We start from the raw sequence: 20,399 nt of genomic DNA, 5'->3' as shown, positions 1-20,399 counted from the left end.
GTATGCGGGCGGTGTAGCGCCCGTCGAGCGCGAGCCGCTTGTCGTAGGCCCGCTCGCGCCGATCGAGCCACCGCTGGAGGCCGTTCTCGATGGCCGCGGGCGCGGTCCTGGGCGACGGGCTACAGGCGGTGCTTCTGGATCTTTCCCATGGCGTTGCGGGGGAGTGCCTCGACGAAGACGACCTCGCGCGGTCGCTTGTGAGCGGACAGGGCGGTCGCCACGTGCTGGACGAGGGTTTCCGTCGCGACGGTGTCGGCGACCACGTACGCGACGATGCGCTGGCCCAGGTCGTCGTCGGGGCGGCCGACCACCGCGGCCTCGTGGACGGCGGGGTGACTGAGGAGGGCGTCCTCGATCTCGCCCGCGCCGACCCGGTAGCCGCCGGTCTTGATCAGATCGGTCGAGGCCCGGCCGACGATCCGGTGCACGCCGTCGTCGTCGATGGTGGCGATGTCGCCGGTGCGGAACCAGCCGTCGCCGGTGAACGCGGCCGCGGTCGCGTCCGGGCGGCCCAGGTAGCCGGCGAAGACCGTGTTCCCGCGTACCTCCAGCGCGCCGTTGCCGTCCACGCGGGTCTCGACACCCTTGATCGGGATGCCGACGGCGCCCGGCTGCCTTTGGCCGTCGGCGCGGGTGGCGACGGTGATCAGCGTTTCGGTCATGCCGTAGCGCTCGACCGGGGCCTGGCCGCTCAGCTTTTCGATCGCGGTGAACACCCCGGCCGGCAGGGCGGCGCTGCCGGAGACCAGCAGGCGGGCGGTGCCGAGAGCGCGTGCCGCTTCCGGGGCCGCGGCGACGCGGTGCCAGACGGTGGGCACGGCGAAGTAGAGGCTGCCCTGGGCCGCGGCGAGGAGGTCGGGGCTGGGCTTTCCGGTGTGGTGCAGGCGGCTGCCGGTCCGCAGGGCGCCGAGGACGCCGAGGACCAGGCCGTGTACGTGGTAGAGCGGCAGCGCGTGGACCAGGCGGTCGTCGCTCGTCCAGTCCCAGGCGTCGGCGAGGCCGTCGAGGCAGGCGGCGATCGCGTCTCCGGTGATCGGCACGCCTTTCGGGCGCCCGGTGGTGCCGCTCGTGTAGAGGATTAGTGCGGTCCTGGCTGTTTGGGGCTCCGTCCAGGGTGCACGGTCTGTTTGTCCGGGCGGCACCGCCTCGACGCCGGCGGGCGCGGTCGTGGCGTTGAGCAGGACGTCGGCGCCGGAGTCGCGGAGGATGTGGTCGCGCTCGCCCGGGCCCGCGTCGGGTGGGATCGGGACTACGGGCACGTGGGCGTGCAGGCCCGCGAGGACCGCGGTGACGGTCTCCAGGGTGGACGTGGCGACGACGGCGGCGGTTTTCGCGCCCCCGATGCGGCGGGACAGCGCGGCGGCGGTCTCGGCCAGGCCGGCGAAGTCGGTCGCGTGGTCACCGAGGCGCACCGCGTCGGGCGCGTCGCCGAAGGTGCCGGTCAGGGCGGGCAGCAGGGACACCCGGTCCAGGCTGCCACATCGCGTCGCCGTCACGTACCCGCTGCCGTTGTGTTGTTGAGAGACAACACGCCGTAACCCTTCCGGCGGACCGCGTGTCGTGGGAGCTTTGTGGGTATGTCGGGTGGATCCGAGTCCAGGGGCGGTGACTGATGGGCGAAGAGGTCGACCAACGGGAGTTCACCCGCGAAGACCGGGCGCGCTACCGGCAGAAGGTGCGCCGCTGCCTCGACGTGTTCGCGGAGATGCTGCGCGAGTCACGCTTCGACTTCGAGCGGCCGCTGACCGGCATGGAGATCGAGCTCAACCTGATCGACGACTCCTCCGACCCGGCGATGCGCAACGCGGACGTGCTCGCGGCCGTCGCCGACCCGGCGTTCCAGACGGAGCTCGGCCAGTTCAACGTGGAGATCAACGTGTCGCCGCGGCGGCTCGGTGCGCGGGGGTCGGCCGAGTTCGAGACCGACATCCGGGCCAGCCTGAACGCCGCCGAGGACAAGGCCCGTGCGGTCGGCGCCCACATGGTCATGATCGGGATCTTGCCGACCCTGCGGCAGAGCCACCTGACGGTGGAGTCGCTGTCGGCCAACCCGCGCTACGCGTTGATCAACGAGCAGATCTTCGCGGCCCGCGGCGAGGACCTGACGATCCGGATTGACGGCGTCGAGCGCCTGAACACCTCGGCTGACACGGTCGCGCCCGAGGCCGCGTGCACGTCGACCCAGTTCCACCTGCAGGTGTCGCCGGCGGGGTTCGCCTCGTACTGGAACGCCGCCCAGACCGTCGCAGGCGTGCAGGTGGCGCTGGGTGCCAACTCGCCGTTCCTCTACGGCAAGGAGCTGTGGCGCGAGACCCGGATCCCGCTCTTCGAGCAGGCCACGGACACCAGATCGGAAGAGATCAAGGCCCAGGGGGTACGCCCGCGGGTCTGGTTCGGCGAGCGTTGGATCACCTCGGTGTTCGACCTGTTCGAGGAGAACGTGCGCTATTTCCCGGCCCTGCTGCCGATCTGCGACGCCGAGGACCCGGCGGAGGCGCTGGCCGGCGGCGACACCCCCACGTTGGCCGAGCTCCGCTTGCACAACGGCACGATCTACCGCTGGAACCGGCCCATCTACGACGTGGTCCGCAACCGCCCGCACCTGCGGGTCGAGAACCGCGTCCTGCCGGCCGGGCCGACCGTCATCGACACGATCGCGAACGCTGCTTTTTATTTCGGGGTGGTCCGCTCCCTGGCGGAGTCGGACCGTCCGCTGTGGTCCCAGATGTCCTTCAGCGCGGCGGAGGAGAACTTCCACAACTGCGCTCGAAACGGGATCGGCGCGCAGGTCTTCTGGCCGGGCCTGGGCTACCTGCCGGTGACGGAGCTGGTGCTGCGCCGCCTGCTCCCGCTGGCCTCGGAGGGCCTGGACCGCTGGGGAGTCGATGCGGCAGAACGCGACCGCCTGCTGGGCATCATCGAGCAAAGGTGCCTACTGGGGCGGAATGGGGCGAGCTGGCAGGTCGACACCCTCCACCACCTGGAGGTCGAAGCGAACCTCGACCGCCGAGAAGCCCTGCGCGAGGTGGTCAAACGCTATGTACCCCTGATGCACAGCAACGAGCCAGTCCACGAGTGGCCCCTGCCGTAGGCACCCTCTGCCGCTGGTGCCGGGCAACGAGTCGGACCAGGTCTTCGGCGCGATCCGGGACGGGCGCCGTCTCGGCTCTTGACGCTGTGACGTGGATCGGCCGTCTGTCGGTCGTCCGTCGCTATTGGGCCGCGGTGTAGGCCGCGCCGACGATGCCGAGGAGGGTTAGGCCGAGGAGGGCCTGGAGGATCAGGGCCGGGCCGATGTGGGACCACAGGGTGGGTACCCGGGGGCGGAGGAGTTGGCCCGTCGTGATGTTGACGATGCGCTCCGCCTTGGGGGGCATCGTGCGGTCCTTCTGCGGTGCCACCGTCACCTGGATGTGGTCCGAGGGTTCGAGCGCGCTCTGCGGCAGGTGGCCGTGGATCTCCACCTCGCAGAGGCGGCCCGAGCCGTCGCGTACCCGCAGCGGGGTCACCAGGAACTCCGGCGCCTTGCGCAGGTCCTTCCAGCGCCTCGGCGAGGCACCGCGGGTGCCGGCCTGGAGGACCGAGAGGATCGCGCGGCCGATGAGCCGGCCCACGGTCGCGGCCGTGAGGACCACGACGAGGGCTGGTTGGCCGACCTTCATTTCACGTGCGTACCCGGGCATCAGCCGCACGACGCGGCCGGTCAGGGTCGGTCCGGAGTGGTAGAAGACCGTGTCAGTCATCGCTGATCACCACTTTGCGTCAAGCCGTGTTCACACAGTGTATTGATCAGCACTGATGATCGCCCGTGAATGAATAACTACCCGATCGGGCGGCCGACCACCTCCTCGTACAGCTCGACGTAGCGCTCGGCCATCGTGGACGGAGTGAACCGGCGCGCTGCCTCCTGTCGGCACTCGGCGGGGTCGAGCTTGCCGGCGGCGAGCACCAGGTCGGCCAGCTCGTCTTCGCTCCGGGTGAGCAGGCCCGTGCGGCCGTGCTCGATCAGCTCGGGTAGGCAACCGCGGGCGGTGCCGACGACCGGCGTGCCGAGGGCCAGCGACTCGACGACGAACGTGCCGCCGGGCTCCTCCCAGCGCAACGGCGCGAGCATGGCGCGGGCCTCGGCGACGAGGGTGTCGCGGGCCGCGCCGGTCAACGTGCCGACCCAGCGGACCCGGCTGCCGTCGACGTGCGGCGCCACCTTCTCCCGCCAGAAGCGGACGTCGGGGTTCGCCGCGGTGGCCGGGTCGCGCAGCGCGGCGGCCAGCTCGTCGGGCTGCTTGTAGGGGCCGACCGGGCCTGCCAGCACGAGGTCGAAACCTGCCTCGTGGGCGATGCGTACACCCAGGTCCTGGCCCTTTCCGGGGGTGATGCGGCCGAGCATCACGATGTGCTCGGCCTGGTCGGGGATCGGTCGTCGCTCGGCGTCGACAGCGAGGGGGGTGGCCAGGTGGACGTGGCCTATGGCGTGCGCGCGAAGTGCGCGCGGTGCCCTCCTCAACTGTGCGGCGCTGACGCCGTTGACGCTGACCCGGCCGCCGCCGTCGAACGCGCCGTAGAGCTCGGGGTGCTTGCCGAGGTCCCAGTGCAGCGTGTGCAGCGCCGGCGTGGCGGTCGGCTCCATCGCGGCCAGCATGGCGAGCCCGATCGCCTCGACGTGGTCGTGCACCAGGTCGATGTCGTCGCGCTGGCGGACCGTGCGGACCACGGCCGCCTGGTGCGCGGTGGCGACACCGTTGGCCTGGTTGTACGGCCGTTGCAGCCAGCCGAACTGCCCGTCCGGGAACGGCGCGAGCAGCTCGTCGACGGGCTCGGTGCTGGTGCCCACCGAGGCGAGCAGGACGGTGACGCCGAGCCGGCGCAGCTCCGGCACCAGCGTGGCGACGATGTTCTCGATGCCCCCGTAACCCTTCGGGGGGACGGGCAGCCATGGCCCGGCGTTGACCAGCACCGTGAAGGTCATGCCGGTCTGCCTATTCGACTGGTCATGCCGCCACCCGGCTGCGCCGTCGCCGGCTGGCGAGGTCGGCCATCTCGCGCAGCGGCGGGCGCTCCTTGACGGAGACGTCGGTGACGACGATCTCGCGGTCGAGGTTCGGCAGCGCATCGGTGCCGCCGCGCCGGAACTGCGTGAGCAGGGTCGAGGGTTGCGTGTCGGCGGTGACCCAACCCTGCCGCTGCAGGCGCTCCCAGACCGTGTGCATGATCTGCGCGGCCATCCGGCCGAGCGCCTCGGTGCTCTGGTGACGGTGGCGCCGCTCGCCGAGGTCGACCTGGGCGAGCGCGTCGAGGCCCACCAGGTCGAGCAGGTCGACCAGCATCGCGATCTCGACGCCGTAGCCGGAGACGAACGGAAGCTGCTCCAGGAGCGTCCGGCGCCCGGCGTACTCACCCGCGAGCGGCTGGACGAACCCCGACAGCTCCGGCCAGAACAGGTTGAGCAACGGCCGAGCCGTCAACTCGGTGACCCGGCCGCCGCCGTCGGCCTCGACCACGCCGGCCGAGTGGTGCAGGCCGCGGTGGTAGAAGCCCTTGACGTAGCCGACGCTCGGGTCGGTGAGCAGCGGCCCCACCAGCCCGGTGACGAACCGGGCGTCGAAGTCTTCGAGGTCGCCGTCGACGAACGCCACGACGTCGCCGCTGGCGGCCACCAGGCCGGCCCAGAGCGCGTCGCCCTTGCCCTCCAGCCGGGGCAGCCCCCTGGTCATCTGGTCCTGGCTGACCACGTGGGCGCCGGCGGCGGCCGCCACGCGGGCGGTCGCGTCGGACGACCGCGAGTCGACCACGATGAGCTCGTCGACCAGGTGTACGCGTTCGACGAGCTGCTGCCGGATGGTGGCGACAATCGCGCCGATGGTCGCTTCCTCGTTGCGTGCGGGAATGACCACGCTGACTGTCGTGCCCCGTTTGGCGGCGACGAGCTGGCGCGGCATCCATTGCCCCGCCGAGCCGGTGCGGTAGGTCGACCAGGCCTCGACCACTGGTGAAACGGTTGTTCGCGAGTGCCACATAGGCACACCCCCAGACGCGATCCGTCGAGCCACTAGTTCTGCTCTGCCGTTGTGCTCGGCCCCGTTGTGCGCGGCCGTGCCCCTCGGCGCTGCCGTGGGGCGGTTCGTTTTCCCCGTTTTGCCCGAGACAAACCGCGCCCGCTTTTACACATACTGATGATCGAATTGCGCATTGCCCACTCACCTGTGTGAACGTTTGATGACGCGCCAAGTGTCGATGGTTCCTGATGTCCGACACATATCAGATGTTTGATCCGGTTACGCCGGTGGCAAAAGTAACTGGTGTGACACGGGCATTCGACATGAAAGGTCGGCTTATGGCGTATAGCGAAAAGTGCCGGGTCGGAATGATCGGCGCCGGAAATGTCGCCCACCGGCATGCGCGCGTGCTGTCCGGATTCGCCGACGTGGAGATCGTCGGCGTCACCGACGTCGTGCCCACCGCCGCCGAGGCGCTGGCCTCGACACACGGAGCGCCCGCGTTTCCGGACGTGGCGACCCTCCTCTCGCTCGAACCCGACGCCGTCTACGTGTGTGTTCCCCCATTCGCCCACGGCCATGCCGAGGAAGCCGTGCTGGCCTCGGGCGCGGCCATGTTCGTCGAGAAGCCGCTCGGCGTAGACCTGACCGTGCCGACCCGGCTGGCCGCCGAGGTGGCCCGGCGCGGGACGCTGACCGCGGTCGGTCACCACTGGCGATACCTGGACGTGGTGCGCACCGCGGCCCAGCTGCTGGCCGACCACCCCGTGCGGCTGGTGAACGGCGTGTGGTGGGACAAAGTGCCTCCTGTCGCGTGGTGGATCCGGTCCGACCGGTCCGGCGGACCGGTCGTGGAGCAGGCGGCGCACGTCGTGGACCTGGCCCGGGCCCTGGTCGGCCCGGTGACCGCGGTCTACGCAGCCGGCACCGGCACCCCACCCCCGGTGCCCGACGCCGACGTCGACGCGGCCACCGCCGCGACGTTGATCTTCTCTGGTGGTGCGGTCGGGACGCTGAGCTCGGCCTGCGTACTCGGCTGGAAACAACGTGCGGGCCTGGAGATCATCGCGGACGGGTTGGCCCTGTTCGTCGGTGAGGACGAGCTGGTGGTCCGGGACGGGGCGGGCCAGGAACGCCGCATCCCGGGTGATCCGGACGCCGCACGCGTAGCCGTCGACCGCGCCTTCGTCGACGCGATCCGGGGCATCGGCGACGACATCCGCGTCCCGTACGCCGAAGCCCTCGAAACCCACCGCGTCACCTGCGCGATCGCCGAGTCGGCCCGCACCGGCCAGCCGGTCACCCTCGCCGCGCCGGCCGGTCCGTCGGTGCCGGCGCCGCGGAGCGGACGGGCCGAGTTCGACGGGCATGACCCGCGAGCCGTCCCCGTCGAGGGCGGGTCGGCAGATGGGTGACCGGATCGTGGTGGTCGCGGCTCCCGGCGAGGTCGGCATCCGGGACGTCGCGGCCGAGCCGGTGCGGCCCGGGACGTTCCGGGTCGAGACCGTCTTCTCCGGCGTGTCGGCGGGCACCGAGCTGAGCTATGTCAAAGGCACCAACCCCTATCTCGGGTCGAGCTGGGACGCGGAACTCGGGCTCTTCCGGTCGGGCACCTCGGCGTCGCCGTACCCGGTGGAGCACCTGGGCTATATGGAGGTGGGCCGGGTCGTCACCAGCCGCACCGCGGCCGTCGACGAGGGCAGGCTGGTCGCGATGACCTACGGGCACCGCACGGCGTACCTCGGAGATCCGCTCGTCGACCGCGTCGTCCCACTGCCGGACGACCTGGACCCGATGCTCGGCGTCTATGCCGCTCACATGGGGCCGATCTGCGCCAACGGCCTGTTGCACGCGGCCGCGGACGCCACGAACGGCGACGTGCGGGACCTAGGTGACGGCGTGCGGGGCCGGCGGGTCGCGGTTGTGGGTGCAGGCGTGGTCGCGCTGCTGACCGCCGCCCTGGCCAGCCACCACGGAGCGGCCTCGGTGGTGGTGATCGACCCGACCCCGCAACGCCGGGCCGTCGCGGCCGCGCTGGGCTTCGACGTGCTCGACCCGGACGGCGACGAGGACCCGGCCGTGGTGCTGAAGACCCGGTGGCGGCACGCCGCCGCCGACCGCGGCGCCGACATCGTCTTCCAGTGCCGTGGGCAGGCCTTCGCCTTGCGACTGGCCCTGCGCCTGCTGCGGCCACAGGGCACCGTGGTGGACCTCGCCTTCTATCAGCGGGGCGCGGACGCGGTGCGGCTCGGCGAGGAGTTTCACCACAACGGCCTCGCGGTGCGGTGTGCCCAGATCGGGCGGGTGCCGCGCGGCCTCGCCCACCAGTGGGACCGGGACCGCCTCTCGGGTGAAACCATCGACCTGCTCCGTTCTCCGTGGGGTGCGCTCCTCGTACGACACCTGGTGTCGGCGGTCGTGCCCTTCGAGTCGGCGGCCTCGTTGCTCGTCGATCTCGCTGACCGCAAACGCCAGGAGCTGCAGGTCATTCTGAGCGTCTGAACGAAGATCAGGTCGGTTGTCCACAGGCAGTTTCGAACACTTGTCCACAGGCTCGTGCCGGGCTCCGCTTCAAGCCGTCTTCCAGGTACCGTTTCCGTCCATGGGAGTCATGCAGCGGTTGAAGAACAGGACCCAGCGTTTCCTCCAGCGCCCGGGCACGACGGTCGACCTGGCGCCGCTGCAGAAGGTGCTGCCCGAGATCGAGGCACTCGAAGACGAGCTCAAGGAGCTCGACGACGCCGCGTTGACCGAGCGGGCCGCTGAGGCCACCCAGGTCGCCGAGATCTGTGCGCTCGGCCGCGAGGCGGCGCGCCGCACGCTGGGCGAGCGGCCCTACGACGTCCAGCTGCTCGGCGTGCTCGCCATGCTCGGTGGCAGCGTCGCCGAGATGGCCACCGGTGAGGGCAAGACATTGACCGCGGCCATCGCGGCGTACGGGCATGTGCGCAGCAACAACGGCCCGGTCCACGTGCTCACCGTCAACGACTACCTCGCCCGCCGTGACGCGGAGTGGATGGAGCCGATCTACAAGCTGCTCGGCCTCTCGGTCGGCTGGGTGACCGAGTCGTCGACCCCCGAGGAGCGGCGCGCGGCCTACGCCTGCGACGTCACCTACGCGTCGGTCAGCGAGGCGGGCTTCGACTATCTGCGCGACCAGTTGGTCACCGACGTCGACGACCGCGTCCAGAGCGCGCTGGCCACCGCGATCGTCGACGAGGCCGACTCCATCCTGATCGACGAGGCGCGGGTGCCGATGGTGCTCGCCGGTGCCGTCGCGGGTGAGCAGGACCCGGTGCACGTCGCCGCCGGCGTGGTCAAGGGCCTGCGGTCCGGGCGCCACTACGAGATCGCCGACGACGGCCGGAGCGTGGCCTTCACCAGCACCGGGCTCGCGGTCGTCGAGCGCAAGCTGGGCGGCATCGACCTCTACGACGACGAGCACGTCGAGCAGCTTTCCGCCGTCAACGTCGCCCTCCACGCGCACGCGCTGCTCCACCGCGACGTCGACTACATCGTGCGCAACGGCGCGGTCGAGCTCGTCGACGAGATGCGCGGCCGGGTCGCCCAGCGTCGCCGCTGGCCCGACGGCCTCCAGGCGGCGGTCGAGGCCAAGGAGGGTCTCGACGCCACCGCCGAGGGCGAGGTGCTCGGCACGATCACGGTGCAGGCCTACATCGCCCTCTACCCGACGGTCTGCGGCATGACCGCGACGGCGGTGCTGGTCGGCGAGCAGCTCCGCGAATACTTCAAGCTCGAGGTCGCGGTGATCCCGCCCAACACGCCCTGCGTCCGGGTCGACGACCCCGACCGGATCTACGCGACCCGGCAGGAGAAGGAAGACGCGCTGGTCGCCGAGATCGTGCTCAGCCACGAGAAGGGCCGGCCGGTCCTGGTTGGCACCCTCGACGTCAAAGAGTCCGAGAGCCTCGCCAAGGCACTCGAAGCGGCGGGCATCCCGTGCCACGTCCTCAACGCGAAGAACGACGACGAGGAAGCCGAGATCATCGCCGAGGCCGGCAAGTTCGGCGCGGTGACCGTGTCGACCCAGATGGCCGGCCGTGGTGTCGACATCCGGCTGGGCGGCAGCGACCAGTCCGACCGCGAGCGGGTCGCCGAGCTGGGCGGCCTCTATGTCCTCGGCGGCGGCCGGCACCACAGCCGCCGCGTCGACGACCAGCTCCGTGGCCGCGCCGGTCGGCAGGGCGACCCCGGCGCGTCGACGTTCTTCGTGAGCCTCGAAGACGACCTCATCCAGCGCAACGCCCCCGACGCGATCCCGGCCTCGCCGAAGATGAACTTCGAGGGCCTCGTGACCGACGAGCAGGTCGACTACGCGGTCGAGCACGCCCAGCGGGTGTCCGAGGGTGTGCAGCACGAGATCCACCGCAACACCTGGCGCTACAGCGTGGTGATCGAGCAGCAGCGCAAGGCGCTGTCCGAGCGTCGCGAGCGCGTGCTGACCAGCGACGTCGCCGCCGACATGCTCAAGAAGCGCGAGCCCGAGAAGGCCGAGGAGCTGATCGAGCTCGACGAGGAGCTGCTGCCGCGGGTGGCGCGCTCGATCGCGCTCTACCACATCGACCGGTTGTGGGCCGAGCATCTGGCGGAGCTGTCCGAGGTACGCGAGGGCGTGCACCTCCGTGCCCTCGGCCGCCTCGACCCCCTCGACGAGTTCCACCGCGCGGCCGTGCCGGCGTTCAACGCGCTGGTCCCGGCGATCGAGGAGCGCACGGTCGAGACGTTCGACGAGAACGAGTTCGACGAGGACTGGGCGCCCGACGACAAGACGCTGGTACGCCCGAGCGCCACCTGGACCTACCTGGTCCACGACAACCCGTTCGGCTCGGAGCTCGACCGCCTCATCGCGGCCGTCGGCCGCCGCCTCAGCTCGGGCGGCAACGGCTGACCCACCGCCGCCAGCCGGCACCCCGGGGCGCCGACCGCCCCGGGCCCAGCTGACCCGTGCCGCGCCGAGGGCGGTGTGCTGACCCCGCTCGGCGTGCTCACGCGTTCGGTGAGCTTGGCGCCGCGGTTCCGGATGATGCTGGCGCTGGCGCTGGCGCTGGCGCTGGCGCTGGCGCTGGCGCTGGAGCTGGAGCTGGAGCTGGAGCTGGAGCTGGAGGTGGAGGTGGTGTGGGCGCGGCGTGGCCGTGCGGTGTCCGAGCGGGCGGTTCTCGGCGCGCGGACCCGGATGTTCGTGGCCTGCGGGTCCTGGACCCCGGGAGGCCCCTTGGCGGTCGGTTTCCGCTGGCCAGAGCCTCGGCATTAGGGCCGAGGTGGGGTGGTCCGGGGATGGCCGACCGGCGGTCCGGCAATCCGGACACAGCGCGGTAAAAGGCGGTCTCGGCCGAGTTCGGGATTCAGCACGCAGATCGCCCTGGAACTTGCCCGGGGCGATCTCGGTCCGTGGAGGATGGCGTGGAGGCGCGTGCCCTGGGTACTGGGGTTCGCGCGGTCGCACAGGGGGCCTTAGCGTCCGCGGTGCGGGGGGGAGGACAACTGACATGGCGGGTCCGGGTTCGGACGGGGATCCCATCAGTCTGGTGGCCGTGGAGACCGCGGCCCTCCTTCGGGAACTGACCGCCGGGCTGTTGGCGAGCAACGACCTCGAAGAGGCGTTGGACCACCTTGCCAAGACCAGCCGGCATGCCCTTCCCGGCGTGTCGTGGTCGAGTGTCACCCTGCTGCGCGCGGGGGAGCCGGCCAGCGTCGCCGCCTCGGATCGGCGGGCGCGGCGGTTGGACTCACTGCAGTACGCCGCGGACGGACCGGCGATGAGCGCGATCCGCCAGCGCGAGGTCGTGCTCGCCGACGACCTGAGCACCGAGACGCGATGGGCCGAGTGGACGCCGCGGGCGGTGACCTACGGCGCGTGCGCGGTGCTCGCCGCGCCGGTCGATGTCGATGACCAGGTGCTTGGTTCGATCAGCCTGTACGCGTGCCAGCCCGGCGTGCTCGGCCACGGCGCCCAGTTGACCGCGATGCTGCTCGCCGAGCACGCCGGCCTGCTGCTCGCGGCGGTGCGGGAGCGGGACCGGCGCGACTCGGTACCCAGTGACCTCGCCGGCACCCTCGCCTCCGGCGAAGTGATCGGCCAGGCCATCGGCGTCGTGATGATGCAGCGCCGCTGCCCACCCGCCGAGGCACTCGACGTCCTGCGGGGCGCGTCGACGGCGCTCTCCATCCCGGTCGAGGACGTCGCCCGCCGATTGGTCCGCTCCGCCGAGGACCGCGCCCGCGCGGTCTGAGGGCGGCGTTGGTCGGGTGCATTGTGGCGGGACCGCGGGCCGCGGTCTGCGGTTGCTTGAAGATCGGGTGTGGCTCACCAGGGCATTGACATCGCTGGGTCATGATCGCGTGTGGGTGGTCGAGTCCCGGTACGGCGTGTCGTCCAGATCAGACGCACCCGATCATGCGTCGCACCGCAGCCCGCCCAGATGTGGCACACCCGATCAAGTTCTACCGTGCGTGCGGCGGTCAGCCCCGTGCAGGTCGGGAGTGGACGGTCCCGCCAGGACGTTTCTGGCCGGATTGGTGATGGGCTTCGGCGAAACGGCGAGCCCTAACGGATGGTGCTAAGAGTAGTTAAGCCGTATCGATCGGGTGAATCGGGCGACGTGGGTTTTCGCTCGCGGCTTTCGGGTATCGCTGCGTGACACCCTGACCTCGACAACCAGGGGTGGAGGAGCTCGTGGATACCCGCCTTCGGATCTCCGGCCATCCAATTCAGCCGGTGCTGATGACGTTTCCGGTTGGCCTGTTCGTGTGCGCCGTCGTCTTCGACGTCGGGCGCCTCGTCGGCGCGCCGGCGATCGTCGGTGAGGTGGGCTACTGGACGGCGGTCGCCGGACTGGTCGCCACCGCGTTGACGATGGTCGCCGGGATGATCGACCTGTGGGACGTGCCCGCCGGGCCGGCTCGGCGTGACGTGATCACGTTCAACGCGGTCAATGCCGCTATGGCCGGGATCTTCCTCGTCGTCTGCCTGATGCGGGCCGGCAGTGGGCTTCCGTTGGCCAGCGTTCCGATGGTGGTCATGGAGGCTCTCGCGCTCGTCGTCGGCGGCCTCGGGATCTGGCTCGGCGCCGGCCTCATGCGCCGGTTCGGCACGATGGCGGGTGAGCGCAGCGTGCCACGCGGGCGCCGCCTGGTCGCGACACCGGACGTCGCCGGATCCGGCACCGTGTACGCCACGAACCGCGCCGCGAACCGCGCCGGCCTGGGCCTGCGTCAGGCCGAGCCGAGCGACCCCGACCTGACCGCCGAGATGCGCATCGGCCTCGGCGGTCTCAACGGCCTGGCCGCTGACCGCCGCAACCCCGCCTGACCCGACCGCCGCGACCCCGCCTTGCCCAGCCGCTGCTTCGGCGCGTGGCGTGGCCGGCGCGACCCCGCCTGACTTAGCCGCCGCATCGCCGGGTGGCTTGGCCGGCGGCGGCGCGAGCCGTGTGACCGGCCGGGCCCGCGGGGGTGATGCGTATATGGAGGCAGAGCAAAGCGGGCCGGCCCGGCACCGCCTCGCGTGGCCGACGAGCAGCGGACAGTGCGCTAGAGAACGTGGGTCACTCGCTCCGCGGCGATCCTGGTGTCCAACCGCGACCGGTCCAGGTTCGCGCACAGCACCACCGACGCGCCCGCCGACAGGGGAGTCAGCAGCCACTTCAACGGATGTTCGTGTTCGGCCGCGTCGACCAGCACCCGGTCACCCCGCGCCAGGTCCGCGCGCTGACCCAGCTCGTGGGCGAGAGAGCCCCACTGCCCGAACGTCGTGCCATCAGCAGTAGCGGGATCCGTCGCGCGCAGGAAGACCGACGGGTCCGGGTCACTGGCGTGCGAGCCCAGCGACGGCAGGAACTCCCGATAGCCATCCGGCGTCGCCACCGGCCGCTTCTCGTCGCCCACGTCGAACAGGAACCGGTGCGTCGCGGAAGGCACGTCGACCAGCCAGTCGTCGAGCCGCCCCCGCGACACGAACAGCGCGTCGAACGGACCGTCGTCGTCGACCGGCAGCCCCGCCACGGACGTGGACAACCGGTACGACACCGCCACCCCGGCCGACCACGCTCCCAGCAGCGCCACCGCCGTCTGCCAGTGCGGCGGCAGCAGGACCGCGACCCGCGTGCCCGGGCCGAGGCCGCAGCCCGACGTCAGCAGCGCGGACGTGCGGGACGCCCACGAGCCCAGCGAGGCAGCGGTCAAGGCCGAGTGCGCACCGGTGGCGTCGTCGTAGAAGGAGAACAGCGGGTCGGCGTGGGACACCAGCGAGGTCACGCGATCAGACCTTAGTCAGCCAGCGCGCCCTCGGCCACGCACGCCGAGCGCAGCGCCGCCGCTTCCGCGTTCGACGGATGTAGCACCGCGAACAGGGACGGGCCCCGGGCCGTCAGTACGCCCGCCTCGATCGCCCGCACGCCCTGCTCGCGCAGCAGCGGCCGCGAGGACCGGGCGAACATTCCGTGCAAGGCCCTGTACTCCGACTCGTTCAGCTCGACCGACGACCCACCGGCCAACGAGCCGCAGGCCTCCAGGCCCGAGTCCTGGCGGAACTGGAAGTCGTACGTCATCCACGCGCTGCCCGCCAGCAGCACGGCCACCGCGCTCACGATGAGGACGGTGAACGCCTTGCGGGCGCGCGGGGTCATCTGCCACTCGGGCACGGTGGTCTGCGGGTGTGACATGGGCAGCTCCAAGCGGGATCCCGCCATTGAACAGGACGAAACCGCTCATGCCGCCCCACCGCGTCATAACTACACGATCGGGCTACGACATCTCCACAAACAAAAGCTCAGTGGTACGCCCGCCGGTGCGCCGCCAACAGGTCCGAACCGAAGTCCGCGGCCGGGCGGCGCAGCACGCTGTGCGCGTGGTTACCGTTCGCCGTGTTGTCGTACTCGATCAACAGGTCCGTCGCCTGCAGCCGGTAGTAGTGCGGCGAACCGGGCCGCTCCGGACCGGCCCACGCGAAGCGGAGATCCTCCAAAGAAGGGCTGAGGTCGTCGGCCAGCGCCGACGGCAACCGGTCCAGATAGACGCCGACCAGCGAGGCCAGCAGCGCACCGGCCGCCGGGTTCAGCGAGGTCGCCGAGACGCCGCCCGGCGACAGCGGGGACGCCACGGGAGAGGTCCCGCTCAGGATGTCCGCGGGCGGCACGTCCGCGAAGACAGCCAAGGACCGCTCGGTCGGCGACAGCGCCGCCAGCAGCGCGAACGCCACGTCCTCCTCGGGCGCCAAGGGCCGCGACACGATGTGCGGACCGTAGGACACCCGGGCCGGGTTGGCGCCGAAGAACACCGGTGACGGCGACACCTCCGACCCGGCGACCGTCATCGACACCGACAGGTGGTGCCCCTCGAACCGCCAGGTCCACGGATCCGCGGAGCCGGGCGTGCCGAAGACCGACACCCAGTAGTCGTTCAGGTGCCGACCCCGCACGTACCCCTCCGAACGGTCCAACACCTCCTCCAACGACACGATCGAGAGCGCCTGCGCGTACGCGTGTGGGCTCAGGCCCGTCGCCAGCAGCCGGAACGCGGCCTTCCGCGCCGGCACCTCCAAGGCGGCGAGCGACACCCCGGGCCGGGTGTGCGGCCGGTACTCGATCCAGCGCCGCCCGTCGTCGTCGAACGGCAAGGGCAGCGGGGGACCCACCAGCGAGATCAGCTCGGCGGCCACGGCGGTCATCGAGTCGGCGAGGGTGTCATCGACGGTCACGGGTAAAGCCTCACACACCCACGGCGGCGTTCACCCGTGCGAGGATCAAGAACGTGGGAGATGTCCGCCGGATCGACCTCGGCTACTTCGTCCGCCCGGCGGACGAGGCCGGCGCCGCCCACCCCCGGGTCGAGCCGGTCTTCGGCTACCTGGTCCGCCGCCCGGAGGGGCTGCTGCTCTTCGACACCGGCATGGGCACCAACCCGGACGTCGACGCGCACTACCGGCCCACCAGACGATCCCTGAAGACAGCGCTCGAGCACGCCGGCGTCACCACCGACGACGTCACCATGGTGGTCAACTGCCACCTGCATTTCGACCACTGCGGCGGCAACCCGCTCTTCACGGGGATCCCGATCATCGTCCAGGACAGAGAGCTCGCGACGGCACGCAAGACCACCGACTACACGCTTCCGGAGCTGGTCGACTTCGCCGGCGCGCACTACCTGGAGATCAGCGGCGAGACCGAGCTCTGGCCCGGCGTCTGGATCATCCCGACTCCGGGGCACACCGACGGGCACCAGTCGGTCGCCGTGCGCCGCCCCGACGGCACCGTCGTGCTGGCCGGCCAGGCCCGCGACGATGCCACCACGTACGGCAGGGACGCCCTGGCCCACGAAAGCGGCCACGACATCCCGTACCCGAAATGGGTCGAAAGGCTCAAAGAGCTCGACCCGCGCGCCATCGTCTTCGCCCACGACGCCGCGGTGTGGATGCCCGGCGAACGAAAGGACTAGCCAGAGTTGTTCCAGGTCAGGATCACCGTCCGGGGGTACTGGTCCCCGACTCCAGGGAACGGTGGAAAGCGATCACCCCGGACCCCGCCACGCTGGGCCTTTAACAGAATCGGAACACCACCACGGCCTTGCGATCTGTCGTCCGGCCGTCCTCGGTCATAGGCTGAACGGATTCACGCTGGCCGGGGGACAAGGAGGTTCCGATGCCGGAGAACATCCGCGCGGCGCTGGTGCAGACGAGCTGGACCGGCGACAAAGAGTCGATGATCAAGGCTCACGAGGAGTACGCCCGCCAAGCGGCCGCGCAGGGCGCGAAGGTCATCTGCTTCCAGGAGCTGTTCTACGGCCCCTATTTCTGCCAGGTGCAGGACAAGCAGTACTACTCGTACGCCGAGAGCATCCCGGGCCCGACCACCGAGCGCTTTCAGGCCCTCGCGGCAGAGCTGGGCATGGTCATGGTCCTGCCGATGTACGAGCAGGAGCAGCCGGGGGTCCTCTACAACACCGCGGCCGTGGTCGACGCCGACGGCTCGTACCTGGGCAAGTACCGCAAGACGCACATCCCGCAGGTCAAGGGATTCTGGGAGAAGTTCTACTTCCGGCCCGGCAACCTCGGCTACCCGACCTTCGACACGGCGGTCGGCCGGATCGGCGTCTACATCTGCTACGACCGGCACTTCCCCGAGGGCTGGCGGGCCCTGGGCCTGGCCGGAGCGCGCATCGTCTTCAACCCGAGCGCGACCCACCGCGGCCTCAGCAGCTACCTGTGGAAGCTGGAGCAGCCGGCGAGCGCCGTCGCCAACGAGTACTTCATCGGCGCGATCAACCGCACCGGCATCGAGCCCCTCGGTGAGAACGACTTCTACGGCACGTCCTACTTCGTCGACCCGGAGGGCAAGTTCGTCGGCGAGACCGGTGACGCGCACAACCCCGAGCTCATCGTCCGCGATCTCGACATGGCGCTGCTCGAAGAGGTCCGCGACCGCTGGCAGTTCTACCGCGACCGCCGCCCCGACGCCTACGACCAGCTCGTGAAGCCGTAAGGGAGCCACCGCATGACCCTCCTCATCACCGGTGGCGAGGTGGTCGGCCCGACCGGCCGCTTCGCCGCCGACGTGTTGGTCGACGGCGAGACGATCAGCGCACTCCTCGCACCCGGCACCTGGTCCGGCCAGCCCGAGACGACCATCGACGCGACCGGCAAGCTCGTCATTCCCGGCGGCATCGACGTGCACACGCACATGAAGCTGCCGTTCGGCGGCACCTTCGCCTCCGACGACTTCGACACCGGCACCCGGGCGGCCGCCTACGGCGGCACCACCACGATCGTCGACTTCGCGGTGCAGCGCACCGGTGAGGTCGTCCAGGACGGCCTGGCCGCCTGGCACGCCCTCGCCGACGGCAACGCGCACATCGACTACGGCTTCCACATGATCATCGGTGGGGTCGACGACGACGCGCTCAAGGCGATGGACCAGCTCGTCCGCGACGAGGGCGTGACCAGCTTCAAGCTGTTCATGGCGTACCCCGGCGTCTTCTACTCGGACGACGGCAAGGTGCTGCGCGCGATGCAGACCGCGCGGGAGAACGGCGCGACGATCATGATGCACGCCGAGAACGGCATCGCGATCGACGTGCTGGTCGCCCAGGCCCTCGCCAAGGGGCAGACCGACCCCGTCTACCACGGGATCACCCGCCCCTCGATCCTCGAAGGCGAGGCCACCCACCGGGCGATCGCCCTCGCGCAGGTCGCCAAGGACACCCCGCTCTACTTCGTGCACCTGAGCGCGAGCGAGGCGCTCGCCGAGGTGGCCGCCGCCCGCGACGCCGGGCGCAACGTGTTCGCCGAGACCTGCCCGCAATATCTCTACCTGACGCTGGAGGATCAGCTCGGCGCCCCCGGCTTCGAGGGCGCGAAGTGGGTCGCCTCGCCGCCGCTGCGTCCGAAGCACGAGTCGCACCGCGACGACCTCTGGCGCGGCCTGCGCACCAACGACCTGGCCATCGTGTCGACGGACCACTGCCCGTTCTGCATGAAGGACCAGAAGGAGCTCGGCCTCGGCGACTTCTCCAAGATCCCCAACGGGATCGGCACCGTCGAGCACCGGGTGGACCTCGTCTACCAGGGTGTCGCCGAGGGCAAGCTGTCCGTCGAGCGCTGGGTCGAGACGATCGCGACCACGCCGGCCAGGATGTTCGGGCTCTACCCCCGCAAGGGCGTGATCGCGCCGGGCTCCGACGCCGACATCGTGCTGTACGACCCCAACGGGCGCACCACGATCAGCGCCACGACCCACCACATGAACCTGGACTACTCGGCCTGGGAGGGCGTGGAGATCGCCGGCAAGGTCGACACGGTCATCTCGCGCGGTGAGGTGCTCGTGGACCGCGACGGCACCTACCACGGCCGCAAGGGCCGCGGCCGGTACCTGAAGCGCGGCCTGTCCTCCTACCTGCGTTGAGGTGAGAACGATGCGAGAGATTCCACATTGGATCGGTGGCCGCGAGGTCGCCGGCACCGGCACCCGCCGGCTGCCCGTCTTCGACCCGGCCACGGGCGAGGTCCAGGCCGAGGTCGTCGCCGCCACCACGCAGGAGGTACGCACGGCGGTGCGGACCGCGCTGGCGGTGCAGCCGGCCTGGCGGGCGGCCAGCCTGTCCCGCCGCGCCGAGGTGATGTTCCGGTTCCGCGACCTGGTCGACGGCCACCGCAAGGAGATCGCCTCGCTGCTCTCGTCGGAGCACGGCAAGACCGTGGCGGACGCGGCCGGCGAGGTGGCCCGCGGGCTGGAGAACGCCGAGTTCGCGGCCGGCGCGCCGCACCTGCTCAAGGGCGGCTACAGCGAGCAGGCCGCGGGCGGCGTCGACGTCTACTCGATCCAGCAGCCGCTCGGCGTCGTCGCCGGCATCACGCCGTTCAACTTCCCGGCCATGGTGCCGATGTGGATGTTCTGCAACGCCCTCGTCGCCGGCAACGGGTTCGTGCTCAAGCCCAGCGAGAAGGACCCGTCGGTCTCGCTGCTGCTGGCCGACCTGCTGCGCCGCGCCGGCCTGCCGGACGGCGTGTTCAACATCGTCCAGGGTGACAAGGAGGCGGTCGACGCGCTGCTCGCCGACCCGGACGTCAAGGCGATCAGCTTCGTCGGGTCGACCCCGGTGGCGCAGTCGATCTACGAGACCGGCACCCGGCGCGGCAAGCGCGTGCAGGCGCTCGGTGGCGCGAAGAACCACATGATCGTGCTGCCCGACGCCGACGTGCCGGCGGCCGCCGACGCGGCGGTGTCGGCCGGGTTCGGCTCGGCGGGGGAGCGGTGCATGGCCGTCTCGGTCGTGGTCGCGGTCGGCAACGTCGGTGACACGCTGGTCGAGGAGATCGCGCAACGGATCGCCAAGATCCGGGTGGGCGCGGCCAGCGACCCGGACGCCGAGATGGGCCCGCTGATCTCGGGGGTGCACCGCGACAAGGTGCGCTCGTATCTCGACGGCGAGGGCGGCGAGATCGTGGTCGACGGCCGCCGCGCGGACATTTCGGGTGGTCCGGGCTTTTTCCTCGCGCCGTCGCTCGTGGACAAAGTGGACACCGCATCGCCGTACTACACCGACGAGATCTTCGGGCCCGTGCTGTCCGTCGTCCGCGTCGACACGTACGACGATGCCGTGAAGCTGGTCAACGACAACCCGTGGGGCAACGGCACCGCGATCTTCACCCGCGACGGCGGTGCGGCCCGACGCTTCCAGTACGACGTCGACTGCGGCATGGTCGGCGTCAACGTGCCGATCCCCGTACCCGTGGCCTATTACAGCTTCGGCGGCTGGAAGGCGTCGCTCTTCGGCGACGTGCACATGTACGGGCCGGACGGCCTGCGCTTCTACACCCGCACCAAGGTGGTCACCTCACGCTGGCCGGACCCGGCCACCAGCCAGGTCGACCTGGGCTTCCCGAAGGTCCGCTAG

The 20,399-nt window shown here is 70.7% G+C and carries 18 protein-coding genes; 11 read left to right on the top strand and 7 right to left on the bottom strand.

Annotated elements, in window-relative coordinates:
* Nucleotides 1-119: 119 nt before the first annotated feature.
* Nucleotides 120-1,463 carry an AMP-binding protein gene (locus tag CHC05_RS25230; RefSeq protein ID WP_089253043.1) on the bottom strand — a complete coding sequence of 448 codons (1,344 nt, stop codon included), beginning with the start codon at nt 1,461-1,463 and terminating at the stop codon, nt 120-122.
* A 149-nt stretch (nt 1,464-1,612) separates the two neighbouring features.
* Between CHC05_RS25230 and CHC05_RS25225 the strand changes: the two genes are divergently transcribed.
* Complete coding sequence (locus tag CHC05_RS25225) at nt 1,613-3,091, top strand: glutamate-cysteine ligase family protein (protein WP_089253042.1); 1,479 nt, start codon at nt 1,613-1,615, stop codon at nt 3,089-3,091.
* 121 nt (nt 3,092-3,212) lie between these two features.
* Here CHC05_RS25225 and CHC05_RS25220 read toward each other — a convergent pair whose 3' ends face one another.
* From CHC05_RS25220 to CHC05_RS25210, 3 genes are all read right to left on the bottom strand, one after another.
* A complete protein-coding gene (locus tag CHC05_RS25220; protein WP_089253041.1) occupies nt 3,213-3,743 on the bottom strand; it encodes a hypothetical protein in 531 nt (176 codons plus the stop codon).
* Nucleotides 3,744-3,820: 77 nt separating this feature from the next.
* On the bottom strand, nt 3,821-4,966 hold the full coding sequence (locus CHC05_RS25215) for a glycosyltransferase (RefSeq protein ID WP_089253040.1): 1,146 nt from the start codon (nt 4,964-4,966) through the stop codon (nt 3,821-3,823).
* Nucleotides 4,967-4,988: 22 nt separating this feature from the next.
* Entirely contained in the window at nt 4,989-6,014 is a 1,026-nt protein-coding gene (locus CHC05_RS25210; RefSeq protein WP_089253039.1) for a glucosyl-3-phosphoglycerate synthase, read from the bottom strand.
* Nucleotides 6,015-6,331: 317 nt separating this feature from the next.
* Here CHC05_RS25210 and CHC05_RS25205 point away from each other — a divergent pair, with 317 nt between their 5' ends.
* From CHC05_RS25205 to CHC05_RS25180, 6 genes are all read left to right on the top strand, one after another.
* A complete protein-coding gene (locus CHC05_RS25205) occupies nt 6,332-7,408 on the top strand; it encodes a Gfo/Idh/MocA family protein (protein ID WP_089253038.1) in 1,077 nt (358 codons plus the stop codon).
* Nucleotides 7,401-8,495: a zinc-dependent alcohol dehydrogenase gene (locus CHC05_RS25200; RefSeq protein ID WP_089253185.1), complete on the top strand. Its 1,095-nt coding sequence runs from the start codon at nt 7,401-7,403 to the stop codon at nt 8,493-8,495. Before CHC05_RS25205 ends, CHC05_RS25200 begins: the two co-directional genes overlap by 8 nt.
* 100 nt (nt 8,496-8,595) lie before the next feature.
* Nucleotides 8,596-10,902 carry an accessory Sec system translocase SecA2 gene (gene secA2, locus CHC05_RS25195; protein ID WP_089253037.1) on the top strand — a complete coding sequence of 769 codons (2,307 nt, stop codon included), beginning with the start codon at nt 8,596-8,598 and terminating at the stop codon, nt 10,900-10,902.
* Nucleotides 10,903-10,995: 93 nt separating this feature from the next.
* The gene (locus CHC05_RS25190) at nt 10,996-11,265 is read left to right on the top strand and encodes a hypothetical protein (protein ID WP_179266355.1); all 270 of its coding nucleotides are present in this window, start codon (nt 10,996-10,998) and stop codon (nt 11,263-11,265) included.
* 235 nt (nt 11,266-11,500) lie between these two features.
* On the top strand, nt 11,501-12,244 hold the full coding sequence (locus CHC05_RS25185) for a GAF and ANTAR domain-containing protein (RefSeq protein WP_089253035.1): 744 nt from the start codon (nt 11,501-11,503) through the stop codon (nt 12,242-12,244).
* Nucleotides 12,245-12,735: 491 nt separating this feature from the next.
* Nucleotides 12,736-13,323: a DUF2231 domain-containing protein gene (locus CHC05_RS25180; protein WP_245871210.1), complete on the top strand. Its 588-nt coding sequence runs from the start codon at nt 12,736-12,738 to the stop codon at nt 13,321-13,323.
* Between the two features lie 221 nt (nt 13,324-13,544).
* Here the strand turns inward: CHC05_RS25180 and CHC05_RS25175 are convergent, their stop codons facing one another.
* The 3 genes from CHC05_RS25175 to CHC05_RS25165 form a co-directional block, all read right to left on the bottom strand.
* Nucleotides 13,545-14,267, bottom strand: coding sequence for a TIGR03089 family protein (locus CHC05_RS25175; RefSeq protein WP_089253034.1), 723 nt, complete (start codon nt 14,265-14,267; stop codon nt 13,545-13,547).
* Nucleotides 14,268-14,278: 11 nt separating this feature from the next.
* A complete protein-coding gene (locus tag CHC05_RS25170; protein WP_089253033.1) occupies nt 14,279-14,674 on the bottom strand; it encodes a hypothetical protein in 396 nt (131 codons plus the stop codon).
* 107 nt (nt 14,675-14,781) lie between these two features.
* Nucleotides 14,782-15,678, bottom strand: a complete 897-nt coding sequence (locus tag CHC05_RS25165) for a DUF3500 domain-containing protein (RefSeq protein ID WP_089253183.1) — start codon at nt 15,676-15,678, stop codon at nt 14,782-14,784.
* 83 nt (nt 15,679-15,761) lie between these two features.
* Here CHC05_RS25165 and CHC05_RS25160 point away from each other — a divergent pair, with 83 nt between their 5' ends.
* From CHC05_RS25160 to CHC05_RS25145, 4 genes are all read left to right on the top strand, one after another.
* Nucleotides 15,762-16,445: an N-acyl homoserine lactonase family protein gene (locus CHC05_RS25160; protein WP_089253032.1), complete on the top strand. Its 684-nt coding sequence runs from the start codon at nt 15,762-15,764 to the stop codon at nt 16,443-16,445.
* Nucleotides 16,446-16,648: 203 nt separating this feature from the next.
* The gene (locus CHC05_RS25155; protein ID WP_089253031.1) at nt 16,649-17,488 is read left to right on the top strand and encodes a nitrilase-related carbon-nitrogen hydrolase; all 840 of its coding nucleotides are present in this window, start codon (nt 16,649-16,651) and stop codon (nt 17,486-17,488) included.
* Nucleotides 17,489-17,500: 12 nt separating this feature from the next.
* Nucleotides 17,501-18,907: a dihydropyrimidinase gene (hydA, locus tag CHC05_RS25150; RefSeq protein WP_089253030.1), complete on the top strand. Its 1,407-nt coding sequence runs from the start codon at nt 17,501-17,503 to the stop codon at nt 18,905-18,907.
* Between the two features lie 10 nt (nt 18,908-18,917).
* Nucleotides 18,918-20,399: a CoA-acylating methylmalonate-semialdehyde dehydrogenase gene (locus CHC05_RS25145; RefSeq protein WP_089253029.1), complete on the top strand. Its 1,482-nt coding sequence runs from the start codon at nt 18,918-18,920 to the stop codon at nt 20,397-20,399.

Origin of the sequence: Asanoa hainanensis (assembly GCF_900188485.1) — a bacterium.
GTDB lineage: Bacteria > Actinomycetota > Actinomycetes > Mycobacteriales > Micromonosporaceae > Asanoa > Asanoa hainanensis.
This window is presented reverse-complemented; position numbering and strand designations above follow the sequence as displayed.